Here is a 23,815-nt window from a genome sequence, read left to right as displayed (position 1 = left end):
GGCTCACCGCAGCATCGTCGCGACCGTTGCGAAGGAACATCCGGTGGCAGCGGGGCGCCCATTGCCGCCTTTGTGGGGTATCCGGTCATCCTGTTCGCAGAGGGGTTCGCGCAGAATCTGATCATTCGTCATGCCTGCGTGAGGGTTGGCCTGATCCTGCGCCGAGCCAGCGAGCACCGGGCAGCACAGCCAACGGTTGACCCGGAGGCCGCCGTAGGTGTAGATAGTTGTCATTGACTACATAAAAGATGCCTAAAGCTACAAAAAGAGAGGTCTGAATGGCGGATGCGCGTGCTTCGTGCGGTGCAGGTTGCGTGAGCAGTCTGGTACGTTTTCCATGCACTTTCTCCGGCAGAAGCGGCGGCGGCACGATTGCTAGCGAACACGAGCAGCACCGATAGGACCCGGTTGGCCGCTTTGGCGGCACTGGAGCATCAAGCGGCCCAAAAAATGGGCGTTGGGAGAGAGAAATGGGTGAAATCGTCTTGGGCATGTGGACCTCGCATGGCCCGACCCTGTCCACCGACCCTGAGCAATGGACGCTGCGGGTGGTCGCAGACAAGAAGCGCCAGCATCCCTTTCGCGGGCAAACCTACGACTTTGACGCTCTGGTCCGGTTGCGCGCGCATGAGGGGCTGGCCGACAAGTGCTCGCTTGCAGCGCGCAAGCAGCGTCATGCGGGGTGTGAGGCCGCCATTGCCGAAATGGCCGCGCGGTTTGCAGCGGCAAAGCCGGATGTCGCCATTATCATGGGCAATGATCAGCGCGAGCTGTTTCTGGATGATCTGACGCCTGCCATCACCGTGTTCATGGGCGAGACCCTGTGGGATCAGCCGGCATCGCCAGAGCAGGCGGCGCGTATGCCGCCGGGCATTCACGATGCCGAGTGGGGGCACAGCCCGCCCGAACGCCGTGAATATCCGGCCTGTCCGCAAGTGGCCGAGCATCTGGTGAAAAGCGTGATTGCCGAGGGGTTCGACGTGGCCGTATCGCGCCAGTTACCCGAGCCGCCGGGGCACTGGTCGAGCGGTGTTCCGCATGCCTTTGGGTTTATCTATCGCCAGATTATGCGCGACAAGGTCATTCCCAATGTCCCGGTCATTTTTAACACGTTCTTCCCGCCCAATCAGCCGACCGCGGCGCGCTGTTTTGCCTTTGGGCAGGCGGTGGGGCGGGCGCTGAAAACCGCCTTTGCAGGCAAGCGGATCGCGGTGTTCGGCTCTGGTGGCATGAGCCATTTCGTGATCGACGAGCAACTGGATCGCCGCATTTTCGAGGCCCTGCGCACCCGCGACCAGATGGCCCTGGCCTCCATCGACGAAGCCCTGCTGCAGTCCGGCTCTTCCGAGTTGAAGACATGGATCGCGGCAGCGGGCGTGCTGTTCGACAGCGACCTGACCGGCGACGTGGTCGGCTATGAGACCTGTTACCGATCGGAAGCGGGCACCGGCACGGCCAACGGCTTCGTGGCCTGGCAATAGCACAACCCCGACCGAGAGAGAGAACCGAAATGGATGATGATCTGATCGCCCGATTGCGCGATCTGGATGCCTGCGCCCTGTCCGATGCCCTGGACCGGCTCGGGCTGGGTGGGTGCGTCACCGGGCTGACAGCCTCTGCCCCCGGAGTGAAGATTGCCGGCCGCGTCCGCACCGTGAGGCTGGCCGCCGGGCCCCCGCCGAACGGCACCAGGCCGCGCCATCTCGGGGCTGCCGCCATCGATGCCAGCGACGCGGGCGACATTATCGTCATGGAGCAGCGCACCGGGATAGAGGCTGGGTCGTGGGGCGGTATCCTCAGCCGCGCGGCTCAGCATCGCGGGGTCTGCGGCGTGATTGCCGAGGGGCTGGTGCGCGATATCGACGAAGCTCGCGAGATCGGTTTCGCCGTCTTCAGCCGCGGGTTCACCGCCCGAACGGCGCGGGCCCGCGTGCATGAAGAGGCGACCGACGTGCCGGTGATTGTCGGCGATGTCACGGTAAGGCCGGGCGACCTTGCCTTTGCCGACAGCAGCGCGGCGATCTTCCTGCCCGCGGGGCAAGCCGCCGACATTATCGCAACCGCCGAGATGATTGCCGCGCGCGAGGCAGAAATGACGTGTCGGCTGGCGCGGGGCGAAAGCGCCAGCGAGGTGCTCGGCGCCAACTACGAATATATGCTGGAGGCGCGCAACGATGGCTGATCCGGATGGCAATGTCGCACGGGCTGTCAAGCTCGAAACCGCAACCATCAGCGATGCGCTGGATCGGCTGGGCATTGTTGGCCAGTGCTATGGCATCAAGGGGCGCGATCCGGACTTTCGCATGGCCGGACGCGCTTTCACCATGCGCTGCGGCCCCAATTCTACCCCACCCGGCACCGTGGGCGACTATATCGACGATGTGCCCGAAGGGGCGGTGGTGGTGATCGACAATCATGGTCGGACCGACGCCACCATCTGGGGTGATATTCTGACAGAGATTGCCCATCGCCGCCGGCTGGCGGGTACGGTGATCGATGGCGTCAGCCGCGATGTCCATCTGTGCCGCACCCTTGGCTATCCCATCTTCTCGCTCGACCACTGGATGCGCACCGGCAAGGACCGGGTGCAGGTCGAGGAGATGAACTGCGTTGTCGCCATTGGCGGCGCTCGGGTCGGTCCGGGCGATATACTCGTGGGCGATCCCGACGGTGTGATCGTGATCCCGCATGAGCACGAAGAGGCCGTGCTGGCAGCTGCCGAGGAAATCGAGGCTGCGGAAGACAGCATTCGGGCCGCCGTGCGCGGCGGAATGCGTCTCGATGAGGCGCGCCGCCAGTTCAAATACCATAGTCTACAGACCAGGAAGGATGCCGAATGATTATCGACTGCCATGGCCACGTGAGCGCCCCGGTTGAGCTGTGGGCTTACAAGGCCAGCATTCTGGCCCACCGCGGTTCTCATGGGCGCGGCAAGGTGAATGTCACCGACGAACAGATCATCGCCGCGGCCAGCAAGAAGGAGGCCTGGCCTGACGGGCACCTGCAACTGCTGCACGATCACGGCACGGACAGGCAGCTGATTTCGCCGCGACCGTTCCAGATGATGAACTCCGTGCAGCCGGGCCGTCTGGTCCACTGGTTCTGCGAGGAAGTGAACACCATCATTCACCGCCAATGCACGCTGATCCCCGACACCTTCATTCCCGTGGCAGGCTTGCCGCAGGTGGCAGGCGAACCGATCGAGAATGTTTTTGCGGAGATGGATCGCTGCGTCAGCCTCGGTTTCAAGGGCTTCCTGCTCAACCCGGACCCCTATGAAAACGGCCCTGAAGAGGCACCGGGCATGGGCGATCGCTACTGGTATCCACTCTATGAGAAACTGTGCGAGCTGGACATGCCCGCGCATATTCATGCGACCAGTTCGGTCTCGGAACGCACGCCCTATTCGCTTCATTTCATCAACGAGGAATCCATCGCGGTCTACACGCTGTGCAATTCCTCCGTCTTCGAGGATTTCCCGGATCTGAAGATTGTGGTCAGCCATGGCGGCGGGGCCATGCCCTATCAGTTCGGGCGGTTTGAATCGCAGTCCTTGCGCGGTCCGCGCCGCTTTTCGGAGCAGATGCGCAAGCTCTATTTCGACACCGTGCTCTACACCGAGGGCGCGCTGCGTCTGCTGATCGAAACGGTGGGGCCGGAGCGGTGTCTGTTCGGCAGCGAATGTCCGGGTGTGGGCTCGTCGATCAACCCGGATACGGGCGTGATGATGGATCACATCGCCCCCTGCATCGAGAGCTTCGACTGGCTGAGCGCGGCGGAGAAGAAGATGATCTTCGAGGACAACGCCCGCAAGGTGTTCAATCTCGACCTGTGATCGCGAAACGGCCTGTCTTCGCAGATCGAAGGCAGGCCGCTGAGTTGTCCGATTACCCGTCGACGTAGCCTTTGGCCTCGATGTCGATGCCCATGGCCTCTTCCTGCATCTTGCGCACATATTCCGGCTGACCGGCCTGGAAGATGAAGCGGGTGTGATGCAGCAGGCCGCGTTTCCTGATCTCTTCCTTGGTGAAGCCTTTTTCGATGGCTGCCAGATCGAACACCGGCAATTCCAGATTGTGGTTTCGGGCCGGGTCACGGATGATCCCCTTGGGATCGCCGTCGCCGTTCTCGATCACGTCGAGATCGCGCAGGAACTGGCGCCGCAGCATGGCGATGCCCTTGTCGCTGAGCCCGAGGTTTTCCTTGGTACGGTCGGAGATGCGCCCCTGGCCGGCCCAGGCGACAAAGTCCTGATTCATCACATGGCTGGTGATCCAGTGGCCGGTTTCCGGGTCTTTGACCGGACCATGCCAGGTTGGAATGGTCTTCTGCTCGAACGGCTCCTGCTCGCGCGGGACGCGGCTGAAGAACCAGCCGACCGACAGCATGTTTTCATCGTCGATCGGGACGCGGAACTCAAAATGGTCGCCGGTGAAGATGCCGTTCGGCCACAGGCAGGCGCGGCCGACTTCCCAGAACGGATGGTTCTCGTCGGTATCCTCGCGGATGCGATTGTAGGTGTAGCCAAAGTCCTTCTCGCGAAAGTCGACCTTCAGATGCTTGGGGCCATAGGGGCCTTCCTGCCCCCGCAGGCGCACGGTCCAGTTGGCGTGCATCCATTCGAAATGGACCGGATCGATGGAGTTTTCCTGACCCTGCAACCAGTTGCACGGCACTTCGGACAGGACGATCTGGACAAAGCCGTTCTTCCAGTTGAACGGGGCCCAGTCGGGCAGTTCGGGCGCGGGCGCGGGGCCGAGATAGGCCCACAGCAGGCCTGCCTTGGCCTTGACCGGATAGGCCTTGATCTTCACCTTGTCGCGATAGCGTCCGCCAGGGTTGGCGGTGTCTTCGTAGGGCTGTTCCAGGCAGTCACCTTTATGGTCGAACAGCCAGCCGTGATAGCTGCAGCGCAGGCCGCAGTTCTCCACGTAGCCCATCGCCATATCCGCCCGGCGGTGCGGGCAATGCTTGTCGATCAGGCCATAGTTGCCGTCCAGATCCTTATACAGGACAAGGTCTTCCCCCATCAGCCGCACGGGCTTGGTGGGCGTGTCTTCAAGCTCGGATACACCGCCGATCGGATGCCAGTAGCGGCGCAGCAATTCGCCCATGGGTTTGCCCGGCCCGACCTCTGTCAGCAGGCGGTTTTGCTCTTCGGTCAGCATCTCTCGGTTCCTGTATCTATGATTATTTACCGCAATCTGATTGTCTAAGGCAACAAAAATTGTCAAGCGAATGTGCCTGCGACCTCTTTGCGCTGCGGCGGGCAGGGGTTATGCTTGCTGCCTTTGCCAGGAGCGACCTTTGACCGATGATAGCCAGCAGGGCGGAGTTCAGCGTCTGAAGTCATTCCGTAATTTCATGACCTTCAAGCTGCATATGCTTGGCGGCCATTCAGAGCGTTTTGCCGAGCGCTACTACCGCAATCTGTTCGGACTGAGCCTGACCGAATGCCGGATCATCGGCATTACCGGCAGCCTTGATGTGGTGACCTTCAAGGACGTGTGCTCGATGGCGCATCTGGAGAAGAGCTACGCCAGCCGGATCATCAACCGGCTGGTGGAAGCTGGCCTGATTGAAAAGAAGGAAAATGAGAAAGATCAAAGGTCTATTATCATTTCCTTGACCGAGAGCGGGCGCGAATTGCACAGCCAACTGCACGCAGCGTCCGACGTCCTCAACGCCAGTCTGTTGTCGGTCCTCTCCCCCGAGCAGCGGGACTCGTTCATCGCCTGTCTCGATCTGCTGCACGACCATCTGAACGTAATGGAGGCCGACGGCGACGGGCCGGAAGCGGAGTGGCGCAAATACAAGGAGAAGCCCGTCGCGGCCTCTCGCTCGGGGCGTTCGCAGAAGGTGGCGATCGATCGTGAGGCGGTGCGCCAGTTGCACGACATGCTCGGGCAGTTGATGCGCTCCAGCTAAAGCGTTCGGTGTGGATATTGTAGACTGAGGCAACATTCTCTCTTATCCCGTTCTCGCAACGAGAACATGGAAGGAGAAGGCATGCCCGCAACGGATTTCAGACAGGATGAGGCTTTGCAGCATTGGCAGCCACGCCATCTTGTGGGCGGGGAGTTGCTCGCTGCGGGGGCGCCGTTCGGGGTGACCGACCCATCCAGCGGCAAGGTGTTTGCCGAATGTCCGGAAGCCGGGGTGGAAGAACTGGAGCGTGCTGTTGCGGCCGCCCGTGCGGCCTGGCCGGCATGGAAGGCTCGGTCGCTTGAGCAGCGCCGCGCCGTGCTGCACGACTTTGCGGCCGTGCTGGAACAGGCCGCGCCGCTGATCGCGCCGCTGCTGTCGCGAGAGCAGGGCAAGCCTCTGCCGCAAGCGGAAGTGGAGCTGAAGGTTTCGGCCATTCATATTCGCCACCTGTCCAGTCTGCCGCTCGCAGATCAGACGCTGCGGGCCGATGACCGCGGCGCGGTGGTGCTGAACTGGCGTCCGCTTGGTGTGGTCGGGGGTATTGCACCATGGAATTTCCCGGTGGCGCTGGCGATGCACAAGGTTGCTCAGGCGCTCTACACTGGCAACACGCTGGTGCTGAAGCCGTCGCCTTACACCCCTCTGGCGACGCTGGCCGTTGCCGAGCTGGCGCAGGGCATTTTCCCGCCGGGCGTGCTCAACATTCTGGCAGGAGGCAATGCGTTCGGGGCCGGGATGACGGCGCATCCGGGCATCGACAAGATCAGCTTCACCGGCTCGGTCGCCACCGGCAAGCAGGTGATGCAAAGCGCGTCGGCGAGTTTGAAGCGCATAACGCTGGAGCTGGGCGGCAACGACGCGGCCATTGTGCTGGACGATGCCGACATTGAGGCTGCCGCCGCAGGATTGGCGCGCAGCGCATTCTACAATTGCGGCCAGATATGCATGGCGGTGAAGCGCATCTATGCCCACCACGCGGTGCACGACGAACTCGCGGCCCGGATCGCGGAAAAGGCGCAGGCCCTGAAAGTGGGTTCGGCTTTTGAAGAGGGGGTGGAGATGGGCCCGGTGCAGAACCGCATGCAGTACGAAAAGGTGCTGTCGCTGGTGGACGATGCGAGATCGCAGCCGGGAGCGATGGTCCTGGCGGGCGGTGCTGCGCTCGACAGGCCCGGTTATTTCATTGCGCCGACGGTCATCACCGGCCTCGACGATAGCGCCCGGCTGGTTGCCGAGGAGCAGTTCGGCCCCGTCATTCCGATCATATCCGTTCCCGACGAGGACGACGCGATTGTCCGCGCCAATGCCGGGACTCTGGGGCTGGGCGGGTCGGTCTGGGGCCGCGATGGCGCGCGTTGCGCGGCTGTGGCCCGCAGGCTGGATTGCGGCACGGCCTGGATTAACCGGCACGGAGTGAACGAGAGCGATGTGCCGTTCGGCGGGATGAAGGAATCCGGTTATGGCCGTGAACATGGCGTGATGGGCCTGCATTCCTACATGGAGATGCAGGCGATCAACGCCGTTCCGCCCTCCGGCTGAGCTGGCAAAGGCAGAAAAAGGAAACCCGGCGCAGCCATGGCCTCGCCGGGTTTCGCTTGTGCAGGGCCGGGAGTTTCCCGAGGCAGTTGACCGCGGCCTAGAAGGCCTTGTTCACGCCGAGCACGAATTGCCGCCCGCGCGGGTTATAGACCCCGGCCACATAGGGCGCGAACAGCGAGGCTCCCTGGAAGGCAGGCAACTCGTTGAACACGTTGTTGACCCCGAGCCGCACTGTGGTTTTGCCTCGCAGGTCGAAGGTATAGCTGTAGAACAGGTCGAGTACGGTCTGGCCGTCTGTGTTCTGCTTCGGATCGTCCTCGGCATATTCGGTGGCGATCAGACCGTCGATGTAACGCAGGGTCGCCTGCGCGAAGTGCCCGTCAAGGCTCCAGTTGATCCCTGCGTTGGCGCGCCATTCGGGCATGGCAGAGGCCAGCGTCGCTGCATTGTTCCTGCCCAGTGCATCGATCACCGGGCCATCGTCGGTCTCGCGATAGCTGTACTTGGTGGTGACGGTGGCATTGGCCGTCAGCGAGATAACACCGGCGCTTCCCACATCGAACGAATAGTCAGCCGACATGTCGATGCCGCTGGTGGTCATTTCGGCAGCGTTGATCGATTGCAGGTACAATTGCACCAGTTCCTGGCTGACCGGATCGAAGACCAGTCGGTCGGCAAATTCTGTCCCGCCACTGTCGGCATAGGCCTGCACCACGGACTGTGGGCTTTCCTGCACGGCGATGCCGTTGAAGTTATAGGTCCAGTAGGTGGCGCTCAGTTGCAGCCCGTCGATCGGGTTGGCGGTAATGCCGGCGGTCCAGCTTTCGGCTTCCTCTGGGCCAAGGTCAGCGTTGGGAATGACAATGCCATTGGTGGCGGGCGCATTGATGCCCGGAACGTTGATGCCGGTCGCATCGGTTTCCCCCACGCCATAGATGCGGCGCAGGTCGGGCGCGCGGAAGGATGTGCTGTAGGTGCCGGTCAGCTCCACCTGCGGGTTGGGGCGCACACGGACGCCCACCTGCGGATCGAAGCTTTCGTGGCCTTCGAACGAGGTGAAGCGGCCGGCGGCCTGAATGTCGATCTCGGGCAGGAGCGGGATCTGGATTTCGCCGAAGACGGCATCGAAATTCCGGCTGGCGGCAAAGTCCGTCTCGGCGACCACGAACAGCCAGTCGCCGCCTTCGGTCAGCGGGTCGACATCCTTGGACAGCTTCTCGTGCCGACGTTCGTAGCCCAACGCCACCTGCACGCCGCCGCCGGGCAGGTCGATCTTGCCGGTAAGGTCGCCGGTGACCACGCCCTGCCAGGTCATCAGCTGTGCCTTGTTCTGCTTCAACTGGGTGGCGCGCACATAGTTGACCAGTTCCGGGTCATTCGGCCGGTCGAGATAGCGTGAGGCGAAGACGTTGAGATACTGGCAGGGGCCGACGCCCGGCGTGCCGGTGGCCGGATCGCAATTGGCACCGCCCAGTCCGTTCAGGGCGTTGATGAAGTGGGTGCGCACCAGGTCCTGCTGGCGGGCGTCGACCCGGTTCTCCGACCAGGTGAAGCTGGCCTGATAGCCCCAGCCGTCACCCAGATCGCCCTTGGCGTAGGTAGAGGCGTTCCACCACTGGCCGTCGATGTAGAAGCCATCGACTTCGAACCGGCCGCGGAAGCGCACATCGCCGCCAAAGGGATTGTAGGGATTGGCTGCGGGCACGAAGGGCTGGCTGGTGATGGGAAAGCCCGTGCTCGGATCGAAATACATGCTGGTCTTGGCGAAGCCCAGCGCTGCCCCGATCTCCAGCGCTTCCGAAAGGTCGAAGCTGCCGCGGATCGACGCCACCAGGCGTTCCTGCGGCGTGACGGCCTCGCGTCCGGCGCGCTGTTCGGTGCCACAGATCTGGTTGTAGGGTGCGCCAAGGCCGGTGAGATTGCCGCCGCCCTCAACTTCGGCAGTGGTGCAATTCGGGTCGGCCACAAAACGGGGCAGGGGGCCGGGGCTGACGGTGGCGTTATAGCTCTGCCCCGGCAGCAACTGGAAGCTGCCAGGGTTGCCGAATGTGGACAGCGAAGGGTTGGCCGCCACAAAGTCGCGCGCCTTGGGCTGACTTTGGAAGTCGTATTCGTTGCGATCCATATATTCGATCGCTGCCACCAGCGAGCCGCGCTCGCTCTGCACGCCCATGATCGCGCCGAGCACCAGTTCGTTGTGCCCACCATGATCCGTGGCCTGATAGCTGGCATCGACCTCCAGTCCTTCGAACCGGTCGCGGGTGACGAAGTTGACCACGCCGGCCACCGCATCGCTGCCATAAAGGCCCGTAGCGCCACCTTTCAGCACCTCGACACGCTCGATCATGATCGATGGGGCCAGCGTGTTCACGTCGACGCCGAAATTGCCGTTACGGTCGGGTTCGGAGGTGGGCGCGATCCGGTTGCCATTCAGCAACACGAGGGTGCCGCTGGGGCCAAGCCCGCGCAGGTTGACGTAAGCGCCGGGCGACTGGTTGTTGTTGCCCACATCGCCATAGACGGCATTGCCGCTGAACTCGGGCGATAGCGTGAGCAATTCGCCCACAGATGCGCGGGGGGCGGTGGTCAGATCCTCGCGCGAGAGGATCTGCGTGGGCGTGACGCCCTGATCGCCGAGATAGGAACCGGTTACGATGATGACCGAGCTGTCATCCTCCTCCTGGGCATGGGTAAGCGAGGGGGCGGCAAGCAAGGTGAGCGCTGTCCCCAGCACCAGACTTTTGCGAACGATGGAACGGTGAGCGGCCGGCGCGCGCGCCTCGGCCTGCGACAGTCTGCGCATAGCTTGTCTCTTCTCCCAATGTGCATCGCACGGTTCTTATTGTGCGATCTGATCTTGTCCTGATTTCATGAAACATGTTGTTCAAGATAACAAGACTATTGTTTATGATAACTATATTGAGGGGCTGCATTATGGTGTCGTTGAGGCATTTGACAGGAATAAAAATGACATAAAAACAATTGTATAGTGAAATAACCTCATGATTTATGTGCAGTGCAATGAAGCTCCTTTGGCCCCCTTGTCAGGCAGCCAGTCCTCTCTTATTAAGCGGCTTTATATAAAGTCACCTAAGTTCGATTCGTCAGGTGCGGGAGAGAGCCATTTTTACCGACGAGGAAACCGCCTTCGCGCAAGAGGTTCGCGACTTCGTTCGCGCCAATCTTGATCCCGATGTCAGGCGCAGGGTGATCTGTGCCCAGCCGGTCAGCCTGGAAGAAAAGCGCGTCTGGCATGCCACTTTGGCGCGGCAGGGGTGGGCGGCTCCGCATTGGCCGGTGGAATGGGGCGGCACCGGCTGGAGCCCGGCAAAAAACTACCTCTTTGTCGAGACATTGGCGGAAGAAGGGGCACCCGAACTCAGTCCCTTCGGCCTGCAACTGCTGGCGCCGGTGCTGATCCGGTATGGCACCGAGGAGCAGAAGCGCACCTACTTGCCCAAAATTCTGTCGGGCGAGCATCGCTGGTGTCAGGGCTTTAGCGAGCCCGGTGCAGGGTCCGATCTCGCCAGCCTGAAAACCCGCGCGGTGCTCGACGGTGATGAGTGGATCATCAACGGGCAGAAGATGTGGACCACTGTCGCCCATGCCGCCGACATGATGTTCTGTCTGGTCCGCACCGATCCGGTTGCCCCCAAACCGCAGATGGGCATTTCGATGCTAATCGTCGACATGAAGGCCACGTCCGGCGTGGATGTGCGCCCGATCATGCTGCTGAACGGCGAGCGGACCACGAACGAGGTCTATTTCGACAATGCCCGCGTACCAGCCGGAAATCTGGTGGGCGAGGTCAACAAGGGCTGGAATTATACCCGGGTGGTGCTGGGCAATGAGCGGCTGAACATTGCCCGTGTGGGCCTGTGCAAGCGGCAGCTGCGCCACCTGAAGGACATGGTACGCCAAGGCGGCCATGTCGGCGGCGGGCTTGAGCGCCTGCGCCAGAAGATCGCCGCGGTCGAGCTGGATCTGATGGGCGTGGAAGCGCTCAGCCTGCGGATGCTGGGCCGCTATCAGCTTGGCGAGGCTCCCGGCTTTGAGGCGAATTTCCTGAAGCTGAAAGGGGCAGAACTGCAACAGCGCCTTACCCGCCTGCTGGTCGAGGCAAGGGGCCCGGCTGCACTGCGACTGGGGGCTGATGGCGCCCATTCCTGCCTGCTGAAGAGCCATTTTGATACGCGCGTGGTCACGATCTACGGCGGCTCCAGCGAGGTTCAGCGCAACATCGTGGCCAAGGGCATGCTTGGTCTGGGCAGGCAGACTGCCACTTCCGGAAAAGGACTGAGCGCATGACCGATATGCAGGACGATGTGCGGCGCATGCTGGCAGAGGGCATCGGTCGTTTGCTGGAGCGGGAATACCGTTTCGATCAGCGCGAGGCCATGCGTAGGGCCGTGGCGGCGGGGCAGGGGCTGGAGGCATCGGTGATGTGGCCGCACCTCGAAGAGCTGGGCATCTTTGCACTGGCGGCAGACGAGGACGGCGCGCAGGCGCCTGCCACGCTGGGCCACCTGTCGGTTGTTGCCGAAGCCATGGGGCGCAGCCTTGCAATAGAGCCTGTCGTGCCGGCGCTGCTGGGGGCGCGGCTGGCGGCGTTGTGCGGGATCGGCGGGGTGCTGGCCGATGGGCAGCGCAGCGTGGCGGCACCGTCGCTTCTGTATGGAAGCGACAGCGGCTTCTTGGCGCAGGCAGAGGACGGCGGCTGGCGGCTGTCCGGGCACGAGGATCTGTGGCTCGGCGGTAACGACGCGCAGATAGTGCTGGTGCAGGCCGCCGATGCGCGGGGCACCTTGCGGCTGTTTGCGGTCGCGGTCGATCATCCCGGTGTCACTGTCAGCCCCTTCCAGCTCTTTGACGGACGCGGGGCCGCCGATGTCGCGCTCGATGGTGTGGTGGTGCGGGATGCGGCCTTGGTGGCCGAAGGTGATGTACTGGCCGCTGCCATCGAGCGGATCGCGTTGGAGGCAGGCCTCTTGCATGCCTGCGATGCCATTGGTGCGATGCGTGCGGCCAATACGCTGACGCTGGAGCAGTTGCAGACGCGCCAGCAATTCGGCCGCCCGATCGGGGCGTTCCAGGCCTTGCAGCACCGGATGGTGGAGATGAGCCTGGTGTTCGAACTGGCCGATGCGCTGGTGGAGCAAGCCGTGGCCGCGTCATGCCACGGGGCCAATCCGGCGGCCTGGCGGCTGGCTTGCGGCGCGCTGGTGCGCACGGCCCTGTCTGCCCGGCAAGTGGCTGAGGAAACGGTCCAGATGCACGGCGGCATGGGGCTGACCGAGGAATATCCGGCGGCGCACTGTTTCGCTCGGCTGACCAGTTTTGAGCTGCTCTATCCGGCGGAGGAATGGACCGAGCGTTTCTCTCGCCTCGCTCCGCTGGAAGCGGCGGCGTGAGCGGCACACAGCGAGGAAATGCAGATGGATGAAGCGGACACAACGAACGGGCTTTCAGCGGGGCGGCGTCCTGCGCGCATTCTCTATCTGGTGCGGCGGTTCCATGCGCTGGCCCACGCCCGGCTGGAGAGCATCACGCGCGCCTATGACATGACGCCGGCGGAATTCACCATGCTGTCGCTGGTCGCTGGCATCGGCCCCTGTTCGAGCGCCGAGATAGCACGCCGAGCCAGCATCACCCCGCAGGCAGTCACCCAGCAGATCAATCAGCTTGAGGGCAAAGGCCTGCTGTTGCGTCGGGAGAACCCGTCGAACCGCCGGATCAACCTGATCGAGGCCACGAGCGAAGGGCGCACCGGCCTGAGCGCCATCAACCAGCAGGCCGACAGGCTGGAGCAGGAATTCCTCGCCGCTTTCGGAGAGCCCGAGCAGGCAGTCATCCGGGCTTTCCTGTCGCAGGCCATCACCTGATAACAAGAAAAGGGAAAGAGTATGTCTGAAACCACTGCGCAACCGCAGGCCTACACCACCGTCAAACTCGATGTGGACGACGGGATCGGCTGGGTCACGCTGAACCGCCCGGAAAAGCGCAATGCGATGAGCCCGACGCTCAATCGCGAAATGATCTCTTTGCTCGATGAGATCGAACTGCGCGACGATATTGGCGTGGTAGTCCTGACCGGGGCCGGGGAGTCGTTTTCGGCAGGGATGGATCTGAAGGAGTACTTCCGCGAGGTGGAAGGCGAATCCCCTGTGGTGCAGGCGCGGGTCCGGCGCATGGCCACCGACTGGATGTGGCGCAAGCTGATGCACTACGCCAAGCCCACTATCGCGATGGTCAACGGCTGGTGCTTTGGCGGAGCCTTCACACCGCTGGTGGCGTGCGATCTGGCCTTTGCGGCGGACGAGGCGCAGTTCGGCCTGTCGGAAATCAACTGGGGCATCATCCCGGCGGGCAATGTGACCCGTGCGGTCGCTCAGGTAATGACCGACCGCGATGCGCTCTATTACATCATGACCGGTGAACCCTTCGACGGGCAGGAGGCCGCGCGGATGCGGCTGGTCAACCGCTCTGTGCCGCTTGCCGAGCTGCGCGATCATGTCGAGCAGGTGGCGCGCAATCTGCTGACCAAGAACCCCACGGTTCTGCGCAACGCGAAGTCCGCCTTCAAATATGTAGAATCGATGGACTGGAGCACGGCAGAAGCCGTGCTCGGCAGCATGGCCGCTGCCACTGCCGCATCGGACCCGGAAAAAGGCCGCCGCAAGGGCATGGCGCAGTTTCTGGACGACAAGACCTACAAGCCGGGGCTTGGAGGATACAAGCGTGACTGATGCGGGGGAGATGGCGGGCACCGTTGTTCGTCCCATGATGGACCGGGTGCTTCGGCCCCGGTCTGTCGCCATCATCGGCGTGTCCGCCAAGGAAAGCAGCGCCGGACGCAATGCCGTGGCGAACCTGCTGCGCAGCGGCTTTGGTGGGGAAATCCACCTTGTCAGCCGCAGCGGGGTCGAGCTGGACGGCCTTACCAGTGTGCCCGATGTCGCGGATCTGCCGTGGGGGATCGATCTGGCCATTCTCGCCGTGCCCGGCCCGGCCATCGAGGATACGCTGAAAGCCTGCGCCAGCCACGGCATGGGCGCGGCGACGGTTTTCGCTTCCGGTTTTGCCGAGCAGGGCGAAGAAGGCCGCGCGGCGCAGGAACGGCTGCGGCAGATTGCGGAGCAGGCAGGCATGGGGCTCGTCGGCCCCAACTGTCTCGGATACCGCAACTATGTCGCGCCGCTGGCGGTCAGCTTTGGCCGCGGAGGCATCGAAGCGGATCGTCCGGGTAGCCGTTCGGCCGTGGCTGTGCTTTCGCAAAGCGGCGGCATGATGGCCCATTGCTGCCTTGCGCTGACGGCGCGGGGCCTGCCGCTGTCCTACTCGGTAGCGACTGGCAATGAGGCGATGCTGGGGATCGAGGACTTTCTGAGCGATTTCGCGCAGGATCGGCACACCCAATCGGTGATGGTCTATGCCGAGCAGGTGCGCCGGCCGCAGGATTTTCTGGCGGCGGTGCGGGCCTGTAATGAGCGCGGCAAATCCGTGGTGCTGATGCATCCGGGGCGCAGCGCGCGGGCGCAGGAAGCGGCGCAGTCGCACAGCGGAGCCATGGCGGGCGACTATGCCGCCATGCGTGAGCTGGTCAGCCGCGCCGGGGCCGTGATGGTGGAAACGCTGGAGGAGTTCGTCGACGTGGCCGAAATTCTCGCGCGCAGCGGGAAGGCTCCGCACAAGGGGCTGGGCATCATGACCACGTCGGGCGCCTTCTGCGGGTCATCGCTGGACTATTGCGACAGGCTGGGGCTGGATGTCCCGGCGCTGTCGCCGCAGACCATGGCGGTGCTCGATAACGTGTTGCCGAGCTTCGCTCATGCGGGCAATCCGCTGGATCTGACCACGCAGCCGATGCAGCAGCCGGATCTGCTCGGCAAAGGGCTGCAAGCCTTGCTCGACGATCCCGAGATCGGCAGCGTCGTCGTCGCCATCACGCCGGGCGGGGGGATGCAGTCGCTGCGCTATTTCGAGGGGTTGCAGCCAGCCTTGTCGAACGCGCAGAAGCCGGTCTCGCTTTCGCTGATGGGCGATGGATCGCAGCTGCCGCAGACTTTTCACGACAAGCTGGCGGAGGGCAATGTCCATTTCACACGCTCGCCCGAACGCTCGCTGCGAACGATGGCGGCCATCACCCGCTATGGTCGCAACCTGGAGCGCGCCGGGCGCAGCGCCGCCACCCGGCTTTCGCTGAGCCTCGATGGCGCGCCGGGCGGCAACCTGCCGGAACACCGGGCCAAGGCGCTTCTGCATGATATCGGGGTGCCGGTTCCGCAATCGGGGCTGGCTCGCACAATTGAAGAGGCGACCGCGATTGCAGCGGCCATCGGCTACCCGGTCGCGCTGAAAGCACAGGCAGAACATCTGCTGCACAAGACCGAGGCGGGCGGTGTCGAACTGATGCTCGCTGACGAGGCAGCTCTTCGCGCTGCGTGGGACCGGATGAGCGCCTCTGTCGGCAGGGCCCTGAACGGCGCGGCGCTGGATGGTATTCTGATCGAGCAGATGGCGCCTGCCGGTGTCGAGATGATCGTGGCGGCGCGTCGCGACCCGGATTGGGGTGTTGTGGTCATGGTCGGCATGGGGGGCATCTGGGCCGAAGCGATGCGCGATTTCTGCCTGTTCCCCGCCGATCTGGCCGAGCAGGATATCAAGGCTGAGCTACGCCGGTTGCGTGCAGCTCCGGTGCTGACGGGCGGACGTGGCCGCCCTGCCTGCGATCTCGATGCGCTGGTCGAGGTGGCTGCGCTGGTGGGGGCTGCCTTGCGGGCAGAGCCGTCACTGCGCGAGATCGAGATCAATCCCTTGCGGGTCTACGAACAGGGGAAGGGGTGCATGGCGCTCGACGCCTTGGCCAGTTTCCACTCCTGACGCGGCCCGGCCCGTTCCGGGCACAGGAAAAAGGGGGCGGGATTTGCCACTATCGGCAATCCCGCCCTCCCTTTTTGAGTTGTATGAGCTTAGCTGCGGCCCACCATGGTGGGCGCGGTGAGAGGGATGGGTTCCTTGTCCTCCCGCGCCCGATTTGCCTGCTTCATCTTTTCCCAGAAGACCGGCCTGACGCGCCAGATCAGCGCTGAGGAAACCAGCGGCAGAATGGCAAACACGACAAAGGCCACGCCGTAGTTGCCGTAGACATCATAGAGCTTGCCCATCAGCCACGGGCCAATAGCAAAGCCCGTGCTGACCATCGCGGTGTAAATCCCGAGCATGGTGCCGAGCTGGCTCGGGCCGTAGACATGCTTGGTCATCACCCCGGTGTCGAGCATCACGGCGGAGTGGCCGATGGCGCGGGTGACGATGAAGGCCATCACGATCAGCGGGCTGGCCAGACCGAAAGCCAGAACCACCGAAATGCTCAGCATCACCCAGCAAGCGGCCAGTCCCTTGTTCGACGAACGGTCGAGGATGTTGCCGACGATCAGCCGGGTTGCGATGCCCATGACGCCAAGGCCACTGACCGCCAGCGCAACCCACTCCGGCGCCATGCCGAAATCGTTGAAGATCAGCACCTGATGCTGGGTGAAGGCCATGTCCACGCCGCCGACCAGAAACACCGCGATGCCGATCAGCCAGAAGCGTGGTTCCCTGATGATGGTTCGCAGGGGGAGGGTGTCGCCCTTGCTGGCCGCGGCCAGCCGGTCTTCGCGCGTGATGCGGTGGCCGAACGACATGCGCCGGGAAAACAGTCCGAACACCAGCAGGGGAAGGGCTACGATCCAGATGCCTGCCGATATTGTGGCAATGCCCATCCGCCAGCCAAAGGCGGCGATGGTGACGGTGATGATAAAGGGTAGGATGATAGACCCGGCCACCGTGCCCAGCAGGGCCATGCCCATGGCCGTTCCCTGCGAGGCATGAAAACTGCGGGAAATGAGCACCTTGAGCGCGACCATGGTTCCGCCTGAGGCAAAGCCGAGCAGAACGCCTGACATGTAGTACTGGGTCAGATTGTCGATCCACAGGAAGCTGATCAGCGCCGCTCCACCCATCGAGACGGTGACGATCAGCGAGAGCCAGGCCCCGGTCCAGTCGACCACGCGACCGACGGCAATCGCCGCAATCGCGCCCACGGCGTATTTCGACGAAGCGAGCAGTGTCACCTCCTCCCGGTTCCAGCCAAATTCCTTGATAGCTTCGGGGAAAATGAATGGCAGGGCGTAGGCCGGCGCGGCAAAGCCGAACAGGAAGCAAACAAAGGCGATCAGCAGAATGGGCCAATTCTGCCGCAATTCCGCACGGAATGCAGCGTCTAGTCTAAACATACCTTCTCCCGGCGCGCCCCAGCTGTTTTCAGCCTAGTTTTGCGGCGCGCGACTCTTTCTCTATGAAAGCAAAGCTACGCCCAAAATGGTTGTCAAAGCAAATGAAAATGATGCTTTTGGCAATGAAGTTTTGATCCCGTATGCTCCCTCGGACCGGAGAGATCGCAGTAGGGCGGAGGGTTGGCTGATCCAATGCCAAATATGCACATTGTCGATAGTGACTATCTACCCGATGTGCTTGCGAGAGCGCTTCGACATATCCGATAGGCAGGGCGCGGAAAAGGAGCCGGCTGTCACCGGTCTACGGGCCGCCAGCGAGCTTCGGGCTCGCGACCGACAGAGTCCAAAATTCGGGAGGAACGGGGAAATGACGCATCTTTACTGGAGCACCAGTCTGGTCGCATGCGTTGCGGCTGCTTTGTCGACACAGGCAGCGGCGCAGGCGGACGATGCTGGCAGCTCGTCGTCGACCATCATCGTCACAGGCACCCGCGCGCAGGGCGTTGCCGCCTCCGACAGCGCCGCGCCGATCCAGATCGTCGGTGCCGACGCCTTCGAGCGGGTCGGTCAGCCGGACCTGACGCAGGGCCTGCAACAGAACCTGCCCTCGATCACTGCGCAGTCGCTGGGCGGAGACACCGGCAACTTCACCCTTTCAGCAGCGCTGCGCGGTCTCAACCCGAACCACACGCTGGTCCTGATCAACGGCAAGCGTCGCCATCCCAGTGCGAACTTCCAGGTTTCCCCCGGCTCGGGCGCCTATCAGGGCGCTGCGGCGGCTGACCTCAATCTGATCCCGGTTGATGCAATCGCCCGCGTCGAAGTGCTGCAGGACGGCGCGGCGGCACAGTATGGCACCGATGCGATTGCCGGTGTGATCAACATCATCCTCAAGGATTCGGCCACCAGCCGCAGCGTCAGCCTCACCGGCGGCCAGTATTTCAAGGGCGACGGCGAAACCGGCAATGCGCAGGTCAACCTTGGCCTGCCGCTCGGCAGCAGCGGCTATCTCAACCTGACCGGCGAAGCGCGCATTCACGAGCGCAGCCAGGTCGGCGGGATCGACTACCGCGCGCAGAACCCCGACGGCAGCGTACGCGACGATCTGAGCGACCTCGATGCGATTGGCGTGGCCACCAACGAGCACTATCCCTATGTGAACATCGCCCAGGGCGATGCCATGTACCGGCTCTACAACTTCGCCTACAATGCGGGTTACGAGCTGGGGGGCGATACCGAGCTGTATAGTTTCGGCACCTACAGCCACCGCTATGCCGGGGCGTTCCAGAACTACCGCCTTGCCAGCGCCGTCACCACTCAGGTCGATGGGGAAACCGTGGCGCTCTATCCCACCGGGTTCAGCCCGCGGCAGGTGTTCCGCGAGGATGACTTGGCCTTCACCTTCGGCCTGCGCGGTGAAGCTTCGGGCTGGCGCTGGGATCTGTCCTCGACCTATGGCCACGATACCCAGGCCCTGTGGCTCGACCATAGCGCCAACGCTTCGCTCTATGCCGAAACCGGCGCGACCCCGACCGAGTTCTACAACGGCGGCTTTGTCTCCACCCAGTGGACCAACAACCTCGACATCAGCCGCGAGTTCGAGGTCGGCCTTGCCACTCCGTTGAACGTCGCCTTCGGCGCCGAGCACCGGCGCGAGACCTTCAAGATCAGGCAGGGCGATGCAAACTCGACCTACAAGGAAGGCGGGCAGGGCTATCCGGGTTTCCAGGAGACCGACGCCGGGGATCACTCGCGTTCGAACGTTGCGGCCTATGTCGATCTGTCGGTCGATCTTTTCGAAGGCTTCCAGGTCGATCTGGCCGGTCGCTTCGAGCACTACACCGACTTCGGCGATACCACGATCGGCAAGCTGACCGCGCGCTATGACCTGTCGGACGCCATCGCCGTGCGCGGCACGGTCAGCACCGGCTTCCGCGCGCCGACCCTGCAGCAGGAGTTCTACTCCTCGACCACGCTGACGCCGACCTATGCCATCGTGCTGGTTCCGGCCAACTCGGCAGGCGCTGCCACCGCTGGCTTCAGTGCACTGAGCCCCGAGGAATCGGTCAACCTCAGCCTTGGTCTGGTGCTGAACCCGGCACCCGGCCTGCAGATGACTATCGACGCCTATCAGACCGATATCGATGACCGCATCCTGTCCTCGGGCTTCCTGCTCGGCAAGCTGGGACCGAACGTGGTCTCGCAGGGTGTGCTCGATGCGATTGCCGACCGTGGCAACACGCTCGACGGCACGCAGGGCTATGTCGCGATGCAGATCTTCACCAATGCCGCCGACACCCGCACCCGCGGCATCGACGCCACAGTGAGCTACGATTTCGACCTCGACGACCAGTCGCGCGTCAACGCCTATGTCGGCTTCAACATCAACGACACCGAAGTGCGCCGTCAGGCTGCGCTGCCAGCGGCGGTGACGTCGGAGGCCTTCGGGCAGGTTGCGCTGCTGGGGCCGTCGGCGATGACGATCCTTGAGGATGCGACGCCGAAGTGGCGCCTGCTGCCCTCGCTGACCTACCGCAGGGGTGCGTTCAGCGCGACCCTGCGCGAAAGCATCTACGGCGAAGTCTCCCGCATCCTGAGCCTTAACGGCACAGGCGTTGGCGGCACCCGCCAGACGATGGGCACCACCGCCGTTACCGACATCGACATCCAGTATGAATTCGCTGACGGCATGACCTTCGGGATCGGGGCGAACAACCTGTTCGACAAGCGGCCCGATACCGCGCCCACCATCAACGATGGCGGCGTGCTGCGTCCGGCAGACGGCACCTATGTCTACAACATGCCGATGCTGGCTTCGCCGTTCGGCATCAATGGCGGCTACTACTATGCCAAGCTGCGGGTGAACTTCTGACCTCGTTGGCAAATCGTCTCCCGGTGTGTCACCAGCAGGTAGCATGCCGGGGAACGCCCTTTTCTTGCAGCACCAGACGGACAGGATGAACGATGCCGGTTGATTCTCGCGCGCAGGAAGGGAACGGGGCCGCCGCCGGTCTGAGCGCCCGCGCCCCCGGAGGCTGGACCCTCGGGTCGATCTATGCGCTGGGCATGCTCACGCTGGTCTATGCCTTCAACTATTTCGACCGGCTGCTGATTTCGCTGCTGTTTCCGTTCATCCAGAAAGACCTCGATCTCACCGATACCCAGCTTGGTCTGCTGACCGGCCTGATCTTCGTGCTGGTCTATTCGTTCATGGGCATCCCCATCGCCCGGATCGCCGACCGCAAGAGCCGCAAGGTGATCATCGGACTGGGCTTCTCGTTCTGGAGCCTGATGACGGTCCTCACCGGCTTTGCGCAGAACTTCTGGCATCTTGCGGCCACCCGCTTCCTGATGGGTGCGGGGGAGGCGGCGGGTACGCCATCGAGCACCTCGATGCTGTCCGACCTGTTCAACCCGATGAAGCGGCCGATCGCCTTTTCGATCATGGTCTCGGGCACCTCGCTCTCCAGCCTGGTGCTGACCCCGGCGGCGGGCTGGATCGCCGAAATCCATGGCTGGCGCACCGTTTACTGGCTGGCGGGATCCATCGGCATGGTGCTCGGGCTGTTGCTGCTGACGACAGTGAAGGAACCGCTGCGCGGCCAGTTCGACAAACGCGACGAGGCCGAGCAGCCGATGGCGGAGCTGGAAAAGCCCGCGTTCCGGGAATCGCTGGCCTTCATGCTGCGCCAGCGCACCTTCATCTTCATCACGCTGTCGGCGTCGCTGCTGATCATCTCGTTCTATGCCTACACCGTGTGGGGCACCACTTTCCTGGTGCGCGTCCACCAGATCAGCGTGGGCGAGAGCGCCAGCGTGCTGGGGCCGGTGCGCGGGATTTGCGGGCTGGCTGGCGGTCTGACTGGCGGCGTGGTGCTGGCCCGGCTGATGCGGCGCGACACGCGCTGGCAGTTCTGGTTGCCGACCATCTGCTTCGTGATCGTCGGCCTTGCCCAGTATCTGTTCCTCTATTCCTCCGACCTGTGGGTCATCGCCATCGGCGCGGGGATCGACAGCTTTGCCGTGACCATGGCCGTGCCGCTGATCTCGCTGCTGCTGGTGCAGGTCATGCCGCCCGAGATCCGCACCTTCGGCATGGCCTTTTACCTGCTCGCGAACTCGATGCTGGGCGACATCATGGGGCCGCTTGCAGTCGGTCTGATGAACGACAGTTTCGGTGCGATCTGGGGCGATGAGGCAATCCGCTATTCGATGAGCATTACCGCCGCGGTGGCGGTGGTGGCGGGACCGTTCATGCTGCTGGCGGGCCGCTATCTGGAGGCCGACGCCGAGACCGCCCGCAACTGGCGGCGTTAGACTAACCGGTCCGGATCGCAGGTCAGCTGCCGCCGGACAGACCTTGGGAGAGTTTCGCAATGACCGATCTTGTCTCGACCGACTGGCTTGCCGGGCAGCTTGATGCGCCCGACATCTGCATCGTCGATGCCACCCGCCACCATTTCGAGCCCGAGCGCGACTCTGCGGCTGAATATGCAGCCGGGCACATTCCCGGCGCGGTGTTCCTCGACCTGCTGACGCTGGTCGACCCGGATGCCGCAACCGACAACACGCTGCCGACCAAGGCCCGGTTCGAGCAGCGGATGCGCCAGCTCGGCATCGACAATTCGCAGCGCATCGTCATCTATGACGACAGCGTGGTGAAGACCGCCATGCGCGCCTGGTTCATGTTCCGCCTGTTCGGGCTGGAGCAGGTCTACGTGCTCGATGGCGGGCTGGCGCGCTGGAAGGCCGAAGGCCGTCCGCTCGAAAGCGGTGAGGTTTCGCGTCCGGCCAGCAGTTATGTCGCCAGCTTCGATCCCTCGCGGCTCTATGCCAAGGGCGATGTGCTCGCCAATATCGAGACGCGCGAACGCCTGCACCTCGACGGGCGCGGCTCGCAGCATTTCACCGGGCAGGACGACGACCCCACGCCCGGCATTGCGCCCGGCCATGTCCCCGGCTCGATCAACGTTCCGTTCTGGGATCTGTTCACGCCAGAAGGGCTGATGAAATCGGACGACGAACTGCGCGCGTTGTTTGCCGGGCATGGCGTCGATACGGCGCGGCCCGCGGTGGTCAGCTGCGGCGGCGGCGTGGTCGCCTGCGCGCTTGCACTGGCGCTGCGCCGACTGGGTAATGACGAGGTCGCGCTCTACGATGGCAGCTGGACCGAATGGGGCGCAGACCCGGCGCTGCCCAAGGCGCTCGGCACCAACTGACGCGGGCGCGCCTGCCGCTCCCCTTTCCTCACGACAGCAAACGGACCTCCATCATGTCTCAGCGCGAACCGATCGAGATCATCGACACCACCGTCAACTCGGGCACCTCGATGAGCCCTTTTACCTGGCAGCAGAAATATGCGCTCGCCCACAAGGGGCTCGATCACAAGGTCATCACCGGCGGCTTTACCACCATCAAGGAGCGCAGCGGCGGCCGGACCGATCACAACCCCTGCATCCGCGATGGCGACAACTGGGTGTTCGAAAGCCTGCGCGGCGGTGACTTCGTGGTGGCCGACTATCTCGACCAGACCTATCCCGAGCTGCCCGCGCTGTTTCAGGGGCAGATCCACCACAACAGCGTGAAATTCTGCGATACCTGGATGTGGCTGGCGATCGTACGCCCGTGGTTCGAGTGCTTCATCCTCGACTATCACGATGCCTGCCTGCCAGAAGACCGGGCCTATGTCCGCCAGGCGCGCGAGCAGGTGCAGCTGGGCGGCAAGACGATGGAAGAGGTGCAGGCCGGGCGCGAGGATCGGTTGCCGGGCGTCTCGGTGGCGCTGGAGCCGCTGCGCGAAGTGCTGAGCGGTCAGCGCTGGCTGGGCGGCGACGCGCCGGACTTTGCCGACTATGCGCCGCTGTCGATCTTCCTGTGGGCGGCCTCGCTGGTCGGCACCCCGCCGCTGGCCGAAAACGACCCGCTGCGCGACTGGATCGAGCGCGGCTTCGATCTGTTCGGCGGGCTCGGCCGCCATCCGGGTCTGAAGCCGCTGTTCGGGCTCGAACGGCGCGAAGGCGATCCCCCGCTGTTCATCGGCGGCTGACCTCCAAAACAGCAAGGCCGCTCCCGAT

19 protein-coding genes are annotated in these 23,815 nt (G+C 63.4%); 15 read left to right on the top strand and 4 right to left on the bottom strand.

Annotation, left to right across the window (positions count from 1 at the left end):
• Positions 1 to 3 precede the first annotated feature (3 nt).
• Positions 4 to 234: a hypothetical protein gene (locus D2V17_RS21580; RefSeq protein ID WP_119593630.1), complete on the bottom strand. Its 231-nt coding sequence runs from the start codon at positions 232 to 234 to the stop codon at positions 4 to 6.
• A 236-nt stretch (positions 235 to 470) separates the two neighbouring features.
• Here D2V17_RS21580 and D2V17_RS15090 point away from each other — a divergent pair, with 236 nt between their 5' ends.
• From D2V17_RS15090 to D2V17_RS15075, 4 genes are read left to right on the top strand one after another with little or no spacing between them, the layout of a single operon-like run.
• On the top strand, positions 471 to 1,481 hold the full coding sequence (locus tag D2V17_RS15090) for a DODA-type extradiol aromatic ring-opening family dioxygenase (protein WP_119593629.1): 1,011 nt from the start codon (positions 471 to 473) through the stop codon (positions 1,479 to 1,481).
• A gap of 29 nt (positions 1,482 to 1,510) precedes the next feature.
• Positions 1,511 to 2,182: an RraA family protein gene (locus tag D2V17_RS15085; RefSeq protein ID WP_119593628.1), complete on the top strand. Its 672-nt coding sequence runs from the start codon at positions 1,511 to 1,513 to the stop codon at positions 2,180 to 2,182.
• Entirely contained in the window at positions 2,175 to 2,840 is a 666-nt protein-coding gene (locus tag D2V17_RS15080) for an RraA family protein (RefSeq protein ID WP_119593627.1), read from the top strand. The genes D2V17_RS15085 and D2V17_RS15080 overlap by 8 nt, the downstream gene beginning before the upstream one ends.
• On the top strand, positions 2,837 to 3,835 hold the full coding sequence (locus tag D2V17_RS15075; RefSeq protein ID WP_119593626.1) for an amidohydrolase family protein: 999 nt from the start codon (positions 2,837 to 2,839) through the stop codon (positions 3,833 to 3,835). Before D2V17_RS15080 ends, D2V17_RS15075 begins: the two co-directional genes overlap by 4 nt.
• Positions 3,836 to 3,887: 52 nt before the next feature.
• On the opposite strand, the gene D2V17_RS15070 is transcribed toward D2V17_RS15075, so the two are convergent.
• A complete protein-coding gene (locus D2V17_RS15070; protein ID WP_119593625.1) occupies positions 3,888 to 5,168 on the bottom strand; it encodes an aromatic ring-hydroxylating oxygenase subunit alpha in 1,281 nt (426 codons plus the stop codon).
• A 139-nt stretch (positions 5,169 to 5,307) separates the two neighbouring features.
• Here D2V17_RS15070 and D2V17_RS15065 point away from each other — a divergent pair, with 139 nt between their 5' ends.
• A complete protein-coding gene (locus D2V17_RS15065; RefSeq protein ID WP_191229222.1) occupies positions 5,308 to 5,928 on the top strand; it encodes a MarR family winged helix-turn-helix transcriptional regulator in 621 nt (206 codons plus the stop codon).
• An 81-nt stretch (positions 5,929 to 6,009) separates the two neighbouring features.
• Positions 6,010 to 7,467 (top strand): aldehyde dehydrogenase family protein, encoded by a 1,458-nt coding sequence (locus D2V17_RS15060; protein ID WP_119593662.1) that lies wholly within the window; start codon positions 6,010 to 6,012, stop codon positions 7,465 to 7,467.
• A gap of 97 nt (positions 7,468 to 7,564) precedes the next feature.
• Here the strand turns inward: D2V17_RS15060 and D2V17_RS15055 are convergent, their stop codons facing one another.
• The gene (locus D2V17_RS15055) at positions 7,565 to 10,270 is read right to left on the bottom strand and encodes a TonB-dependent receptor domain-containing protein (protein WP_119593623.1); all 2,706 of its coding nucleotides are present in this window, start codon (positions 10,268 to 10,270) and stop codon (positions 7,565 to 7,567) included.
• Positions 10,271 to 10,575: 305 nt separating this feature from the next.
• Between D2V17_RS15055 and D2V17_RS15050 the strand changes: the two genes are divergently transcribed.
• From D2V17_RS15050 to D2V17_RS15030, 5 genes are read left to right on the top strand one after another with little or no spacing between them, the layout of a single operon-like run.
• The gene (locus D2V17_RS15050) at positions 10,576 to 11,775 is read left to right on the top strand and encodes an acyl-CoA dehydrogenase family protein (RefSeq protein ID WP_220474127.1); all 1,200 of its coding nucleotides are present in this window, start codon (positions 10,576 to 10,578) and stop codon (positions 11,773 to 11,775) included.
• Positions 11,772 to 12,878 carry an acyl-CoA dehydrogenase family protein gene (locus D2V17_RS15045; RefSeq protein WP_119593622.1) on the top strand — a complete coding sequence of 369 codons (1,107 nt, stop codon included), beginning with the start codon at positions 11,772 to 11,774 and terminating at the stop codon, positions 12,876 to 12,878. The genes D2V17_RS15050 and D2V17_RS15045 overlap by 4 nt, the downstream gene beginning before the upstream one ends.
• A 24-nt stretch (positions 12,879 to 12,902) precedes the next feature.
• On the top strand, positions 12,903 to 13,349 hold the full coding sequence (locus D2V17_RS15040; protein ID WP_191229221.1) for a MarR family winged helix-turn-helix transcriptional regulator: 447 nt from the start codon (positions 12,903 to 12,905) through the stop codon (positions 13,347 to 13,349).
• Between the two features lie 21 nt (positions 13,350 to 13,370).
• Entirely contained in the window at positions 13,371 to 14,213 is an 843-nt protein-coding gene (locus tag D2V17_RS15035) for a p-hydroxycinnamoyl CoA hydratase/lyase (RefSeq protein WP_119593620.1), read from the top strand.
• Entirely contained in the window at positions 14,206 to 16,347 is a 2,142-nt protein-coding gene (locus D2V17_RS15030) for an acetate--CoA ligase family protein (protein WP_147367436.1), read from the top strand. The genes D2V17_RS15035 and D2V17_RS15030 overlap by 8 nt, the downstream gene beginning before the upstream one ends.
• Before the next feature lie 89 nt (positions 16,348 to 16,436).
• Here the strand turns inward: D2V17_RS15030 and D2V17_RS15025 are convergent, their stop codons facing one another.
• Positions 16,437 to 17,741 (bottom strand): MFS transporter, encoded by a 1,305-nt coding sequence (locus D2V17_RS15025; RefSeq protein WP_119593618.1) that lies wholly within the window; start codon positions 17,739 to 17,741, stop codon positions 16,437 to 16,439.
• A 367-nt stretch (positions 17,742 to 18,108) separates the two neighbouring features.
• Here D2V17_RS15025 and D2V17_RS15020 point away from each other — a divergent pair, with 367 nt between their 5' ends.
• From D2V17_RS15020 to D2V17_RS15005, 4 genes are all read left to right on the top strand, one after another.
• Positions 18,109 to 20,613 carry a TonB-dependent receptor plug domain-containing protein gene (locus D2V17_RS15020; protein ID WP_191229220.1) on the top strand — a complete coding sequence of 835 codons (2,505 nt, stop codon included), beginning with the start codon at positions 18,109 to 18,111 and terminating at the stop codon, positions 20,611 to 20,613.
• 92 nt (positions 20,614 to 20,705) lie between these two features.
• Positions 20,706 to 22,058, top strand: a complete 1,353-nt coding sequence (locus tag D2V17_RS15015) for a spinster family MFS transporter (RefSeq protein ID WP_119593616.1) — start codon at positions 20,706 to 20,708, stop codon at positions 22,056 to 22,058.
• A gap of 59 nt (positions 22,059 to 22,117) precedes the next feature.
• The gene (sseA, locus tag D2V17_RS15010) at positions 22,118 to 22,960 is read left to right on the top strand and encodes a 3-mercaptopyruvate sulfurtransferase (RefSeq protein ID WP_119593615.1); all 843 of its coding nucleotides are present in this window, start codon (positions 22,118 to 22,120) and stop codon (positions 22,958 to 22,960) included.
• A gap of 53 nt (positions 22,961 to 23,013) precedes the next feature.
• Positions 23,014 to 23,787, top strand: coding sequence for a glutathione binding-like protein (locus tag D2V17_RS15005; protein ID WP_191229219.1), 774 nt, complete (start codon positions 23,014 to 23,016; stop codon positions 23,785 to 23,787).
• The last annotated feature ends 28 nt before the right edge of the window (positions 23,788 to 23,815 follow it).

The sequence above is a fragment of the Aurantiacibacter xanthus genome, assembly GCF_003584015.1.
In the GTDB taxonomy this organism is placed as follows: Bacteria; Pseudomonadota; Alphaproteobacteria; order Sphingomonadales; family Sphingomonadaceae; genus Alteraurantiacibacter; species Alteraurantiacibacter xanthus.
Note: the sequence above shows the minus strand (reverse complement) of the source record. Positions and strands in the feature narration are given on the sequence as shown.

What these genes read in the sequence shown, in the direction of transcription:
- D2V17_RS21580 (WP_119593630.1), bottom strand. Translation starts at nt 234, where the DNA reads ATGACAACTATCTACACCTACGGCGGCCTCCGGGTCAACCGTTGGCTG.
- D2V17_RS15090 (WP_119593629.1), top strand. Translation starts at nt 471, where the DNA reads ATGGGTGAAATCGTCTTGGGCATGTGGACCTCGCATGGCCCGACCCTG.
- D2V17_RS15085 (WP_119593628.1), top strand. Translation starts at nt 1,511, where the DNA reads ATGGATGATGATCTGATCGCCCGATTGCGCGATCTGGATGCCTGCGCC.
- D2V17_RS15080 (WP_119593627.1), top strand. Translation starts at nt 2,175, where the DNA reads ATGGCTGATCCGGATGGCAATGTCGCACGGGCTGTCAAGCTCGAAACC.
- D2V17_RS15075 (WP_119593626.1), top strand. Translation starts at nt 2,837, where the DNA reads ATGATTATCGACTGCCATGGCCACGTGAGCGCCCCGGTTGAGCTGTGG.
- D2V17_RS15070 (WP_119593625.1), bottom strand. Translation starts at nt 5,168, where the DNA reads ATGCTGACCGAAGAGCAAAACCGCCTGCTGACAGAGGTCGGGCCGGGC.
- D2V17_RS15060 (WP_119593662.1), top strand. Translation starts at nt 6,010, where the DNA reads ATGCCCGCAACGGATTTCAGACAGGATGAGGCTTTGCAGCATTGGCAG.
- D2V17_RS15055 (WP_119593623.1), bottom strand. Translation starts at nt 10,270, where the DNA reads ATGCGCAGACTGTCGCAGGCCGAGGCGCGCGCGCCGGCCGCTCACCGT.
- D2V17_RS15045 (WP_119593622.1), top strand. Translation starts at nt 11,772, where the DNA reads ATGACCGATATGCAGGACGATGTGCGGCGCATGCTGGCAGAGGGCATC.
- D2V17_RS15040 (WP_191229221.1), top strand. Translation starts at nt 12,903, where the DNA reads ATGGATGAAGCGGACACAACGAACGGGCTTTCAGCGGGGCGGCGTCCT.
- D2V17_RS15035 (WP_119593620.1), top strand. Translation starts at nt 13,371, where the DNA reads ATGTCTGAAACCACTGCGCAACCGCAGGCCTACACCACCGTCAAACTC.
- D2V17_RS15025 (WP_119593618.1), bottom strand. Translation starts at nt 17,741, where the DNA reads ATGTTTAGACTAGACGCTGCATTCCGTGCGGAATTGCGGCAGAATTGG.
- D2V17_RS15020 (WP_191229220.1), top strand. Translation starts at nt 18,109, where the DNA reads ATGACGCATCTTTACTGGAGCACCAGTCTGGTCGCATGCGTTGCGGCT.
- D2V17_RS15015 (WP_119593616.1), top strand. Translation starts at nt 20,706, where the DNA reads ATGCCGGTTGATTCTCGCGCGCAGGAAGGGAACGGGGCCGCCGCCGGT.
- sseA (WP_119593615.1), top strand. Translation starts at nt 22,118, where the DNA reads ATGACCGATCTTGTCTCGACCGACTGGCTTGCCGGGCAGCTTGATGCG.
- D2V17_RS15005 (WP_191229219.1), top strand. Translation starts at nt 23,014, where the DNA reads ATGTCTCAGCGCGAACCGATCGAGATCATCGACACCACCGTCAACTCG.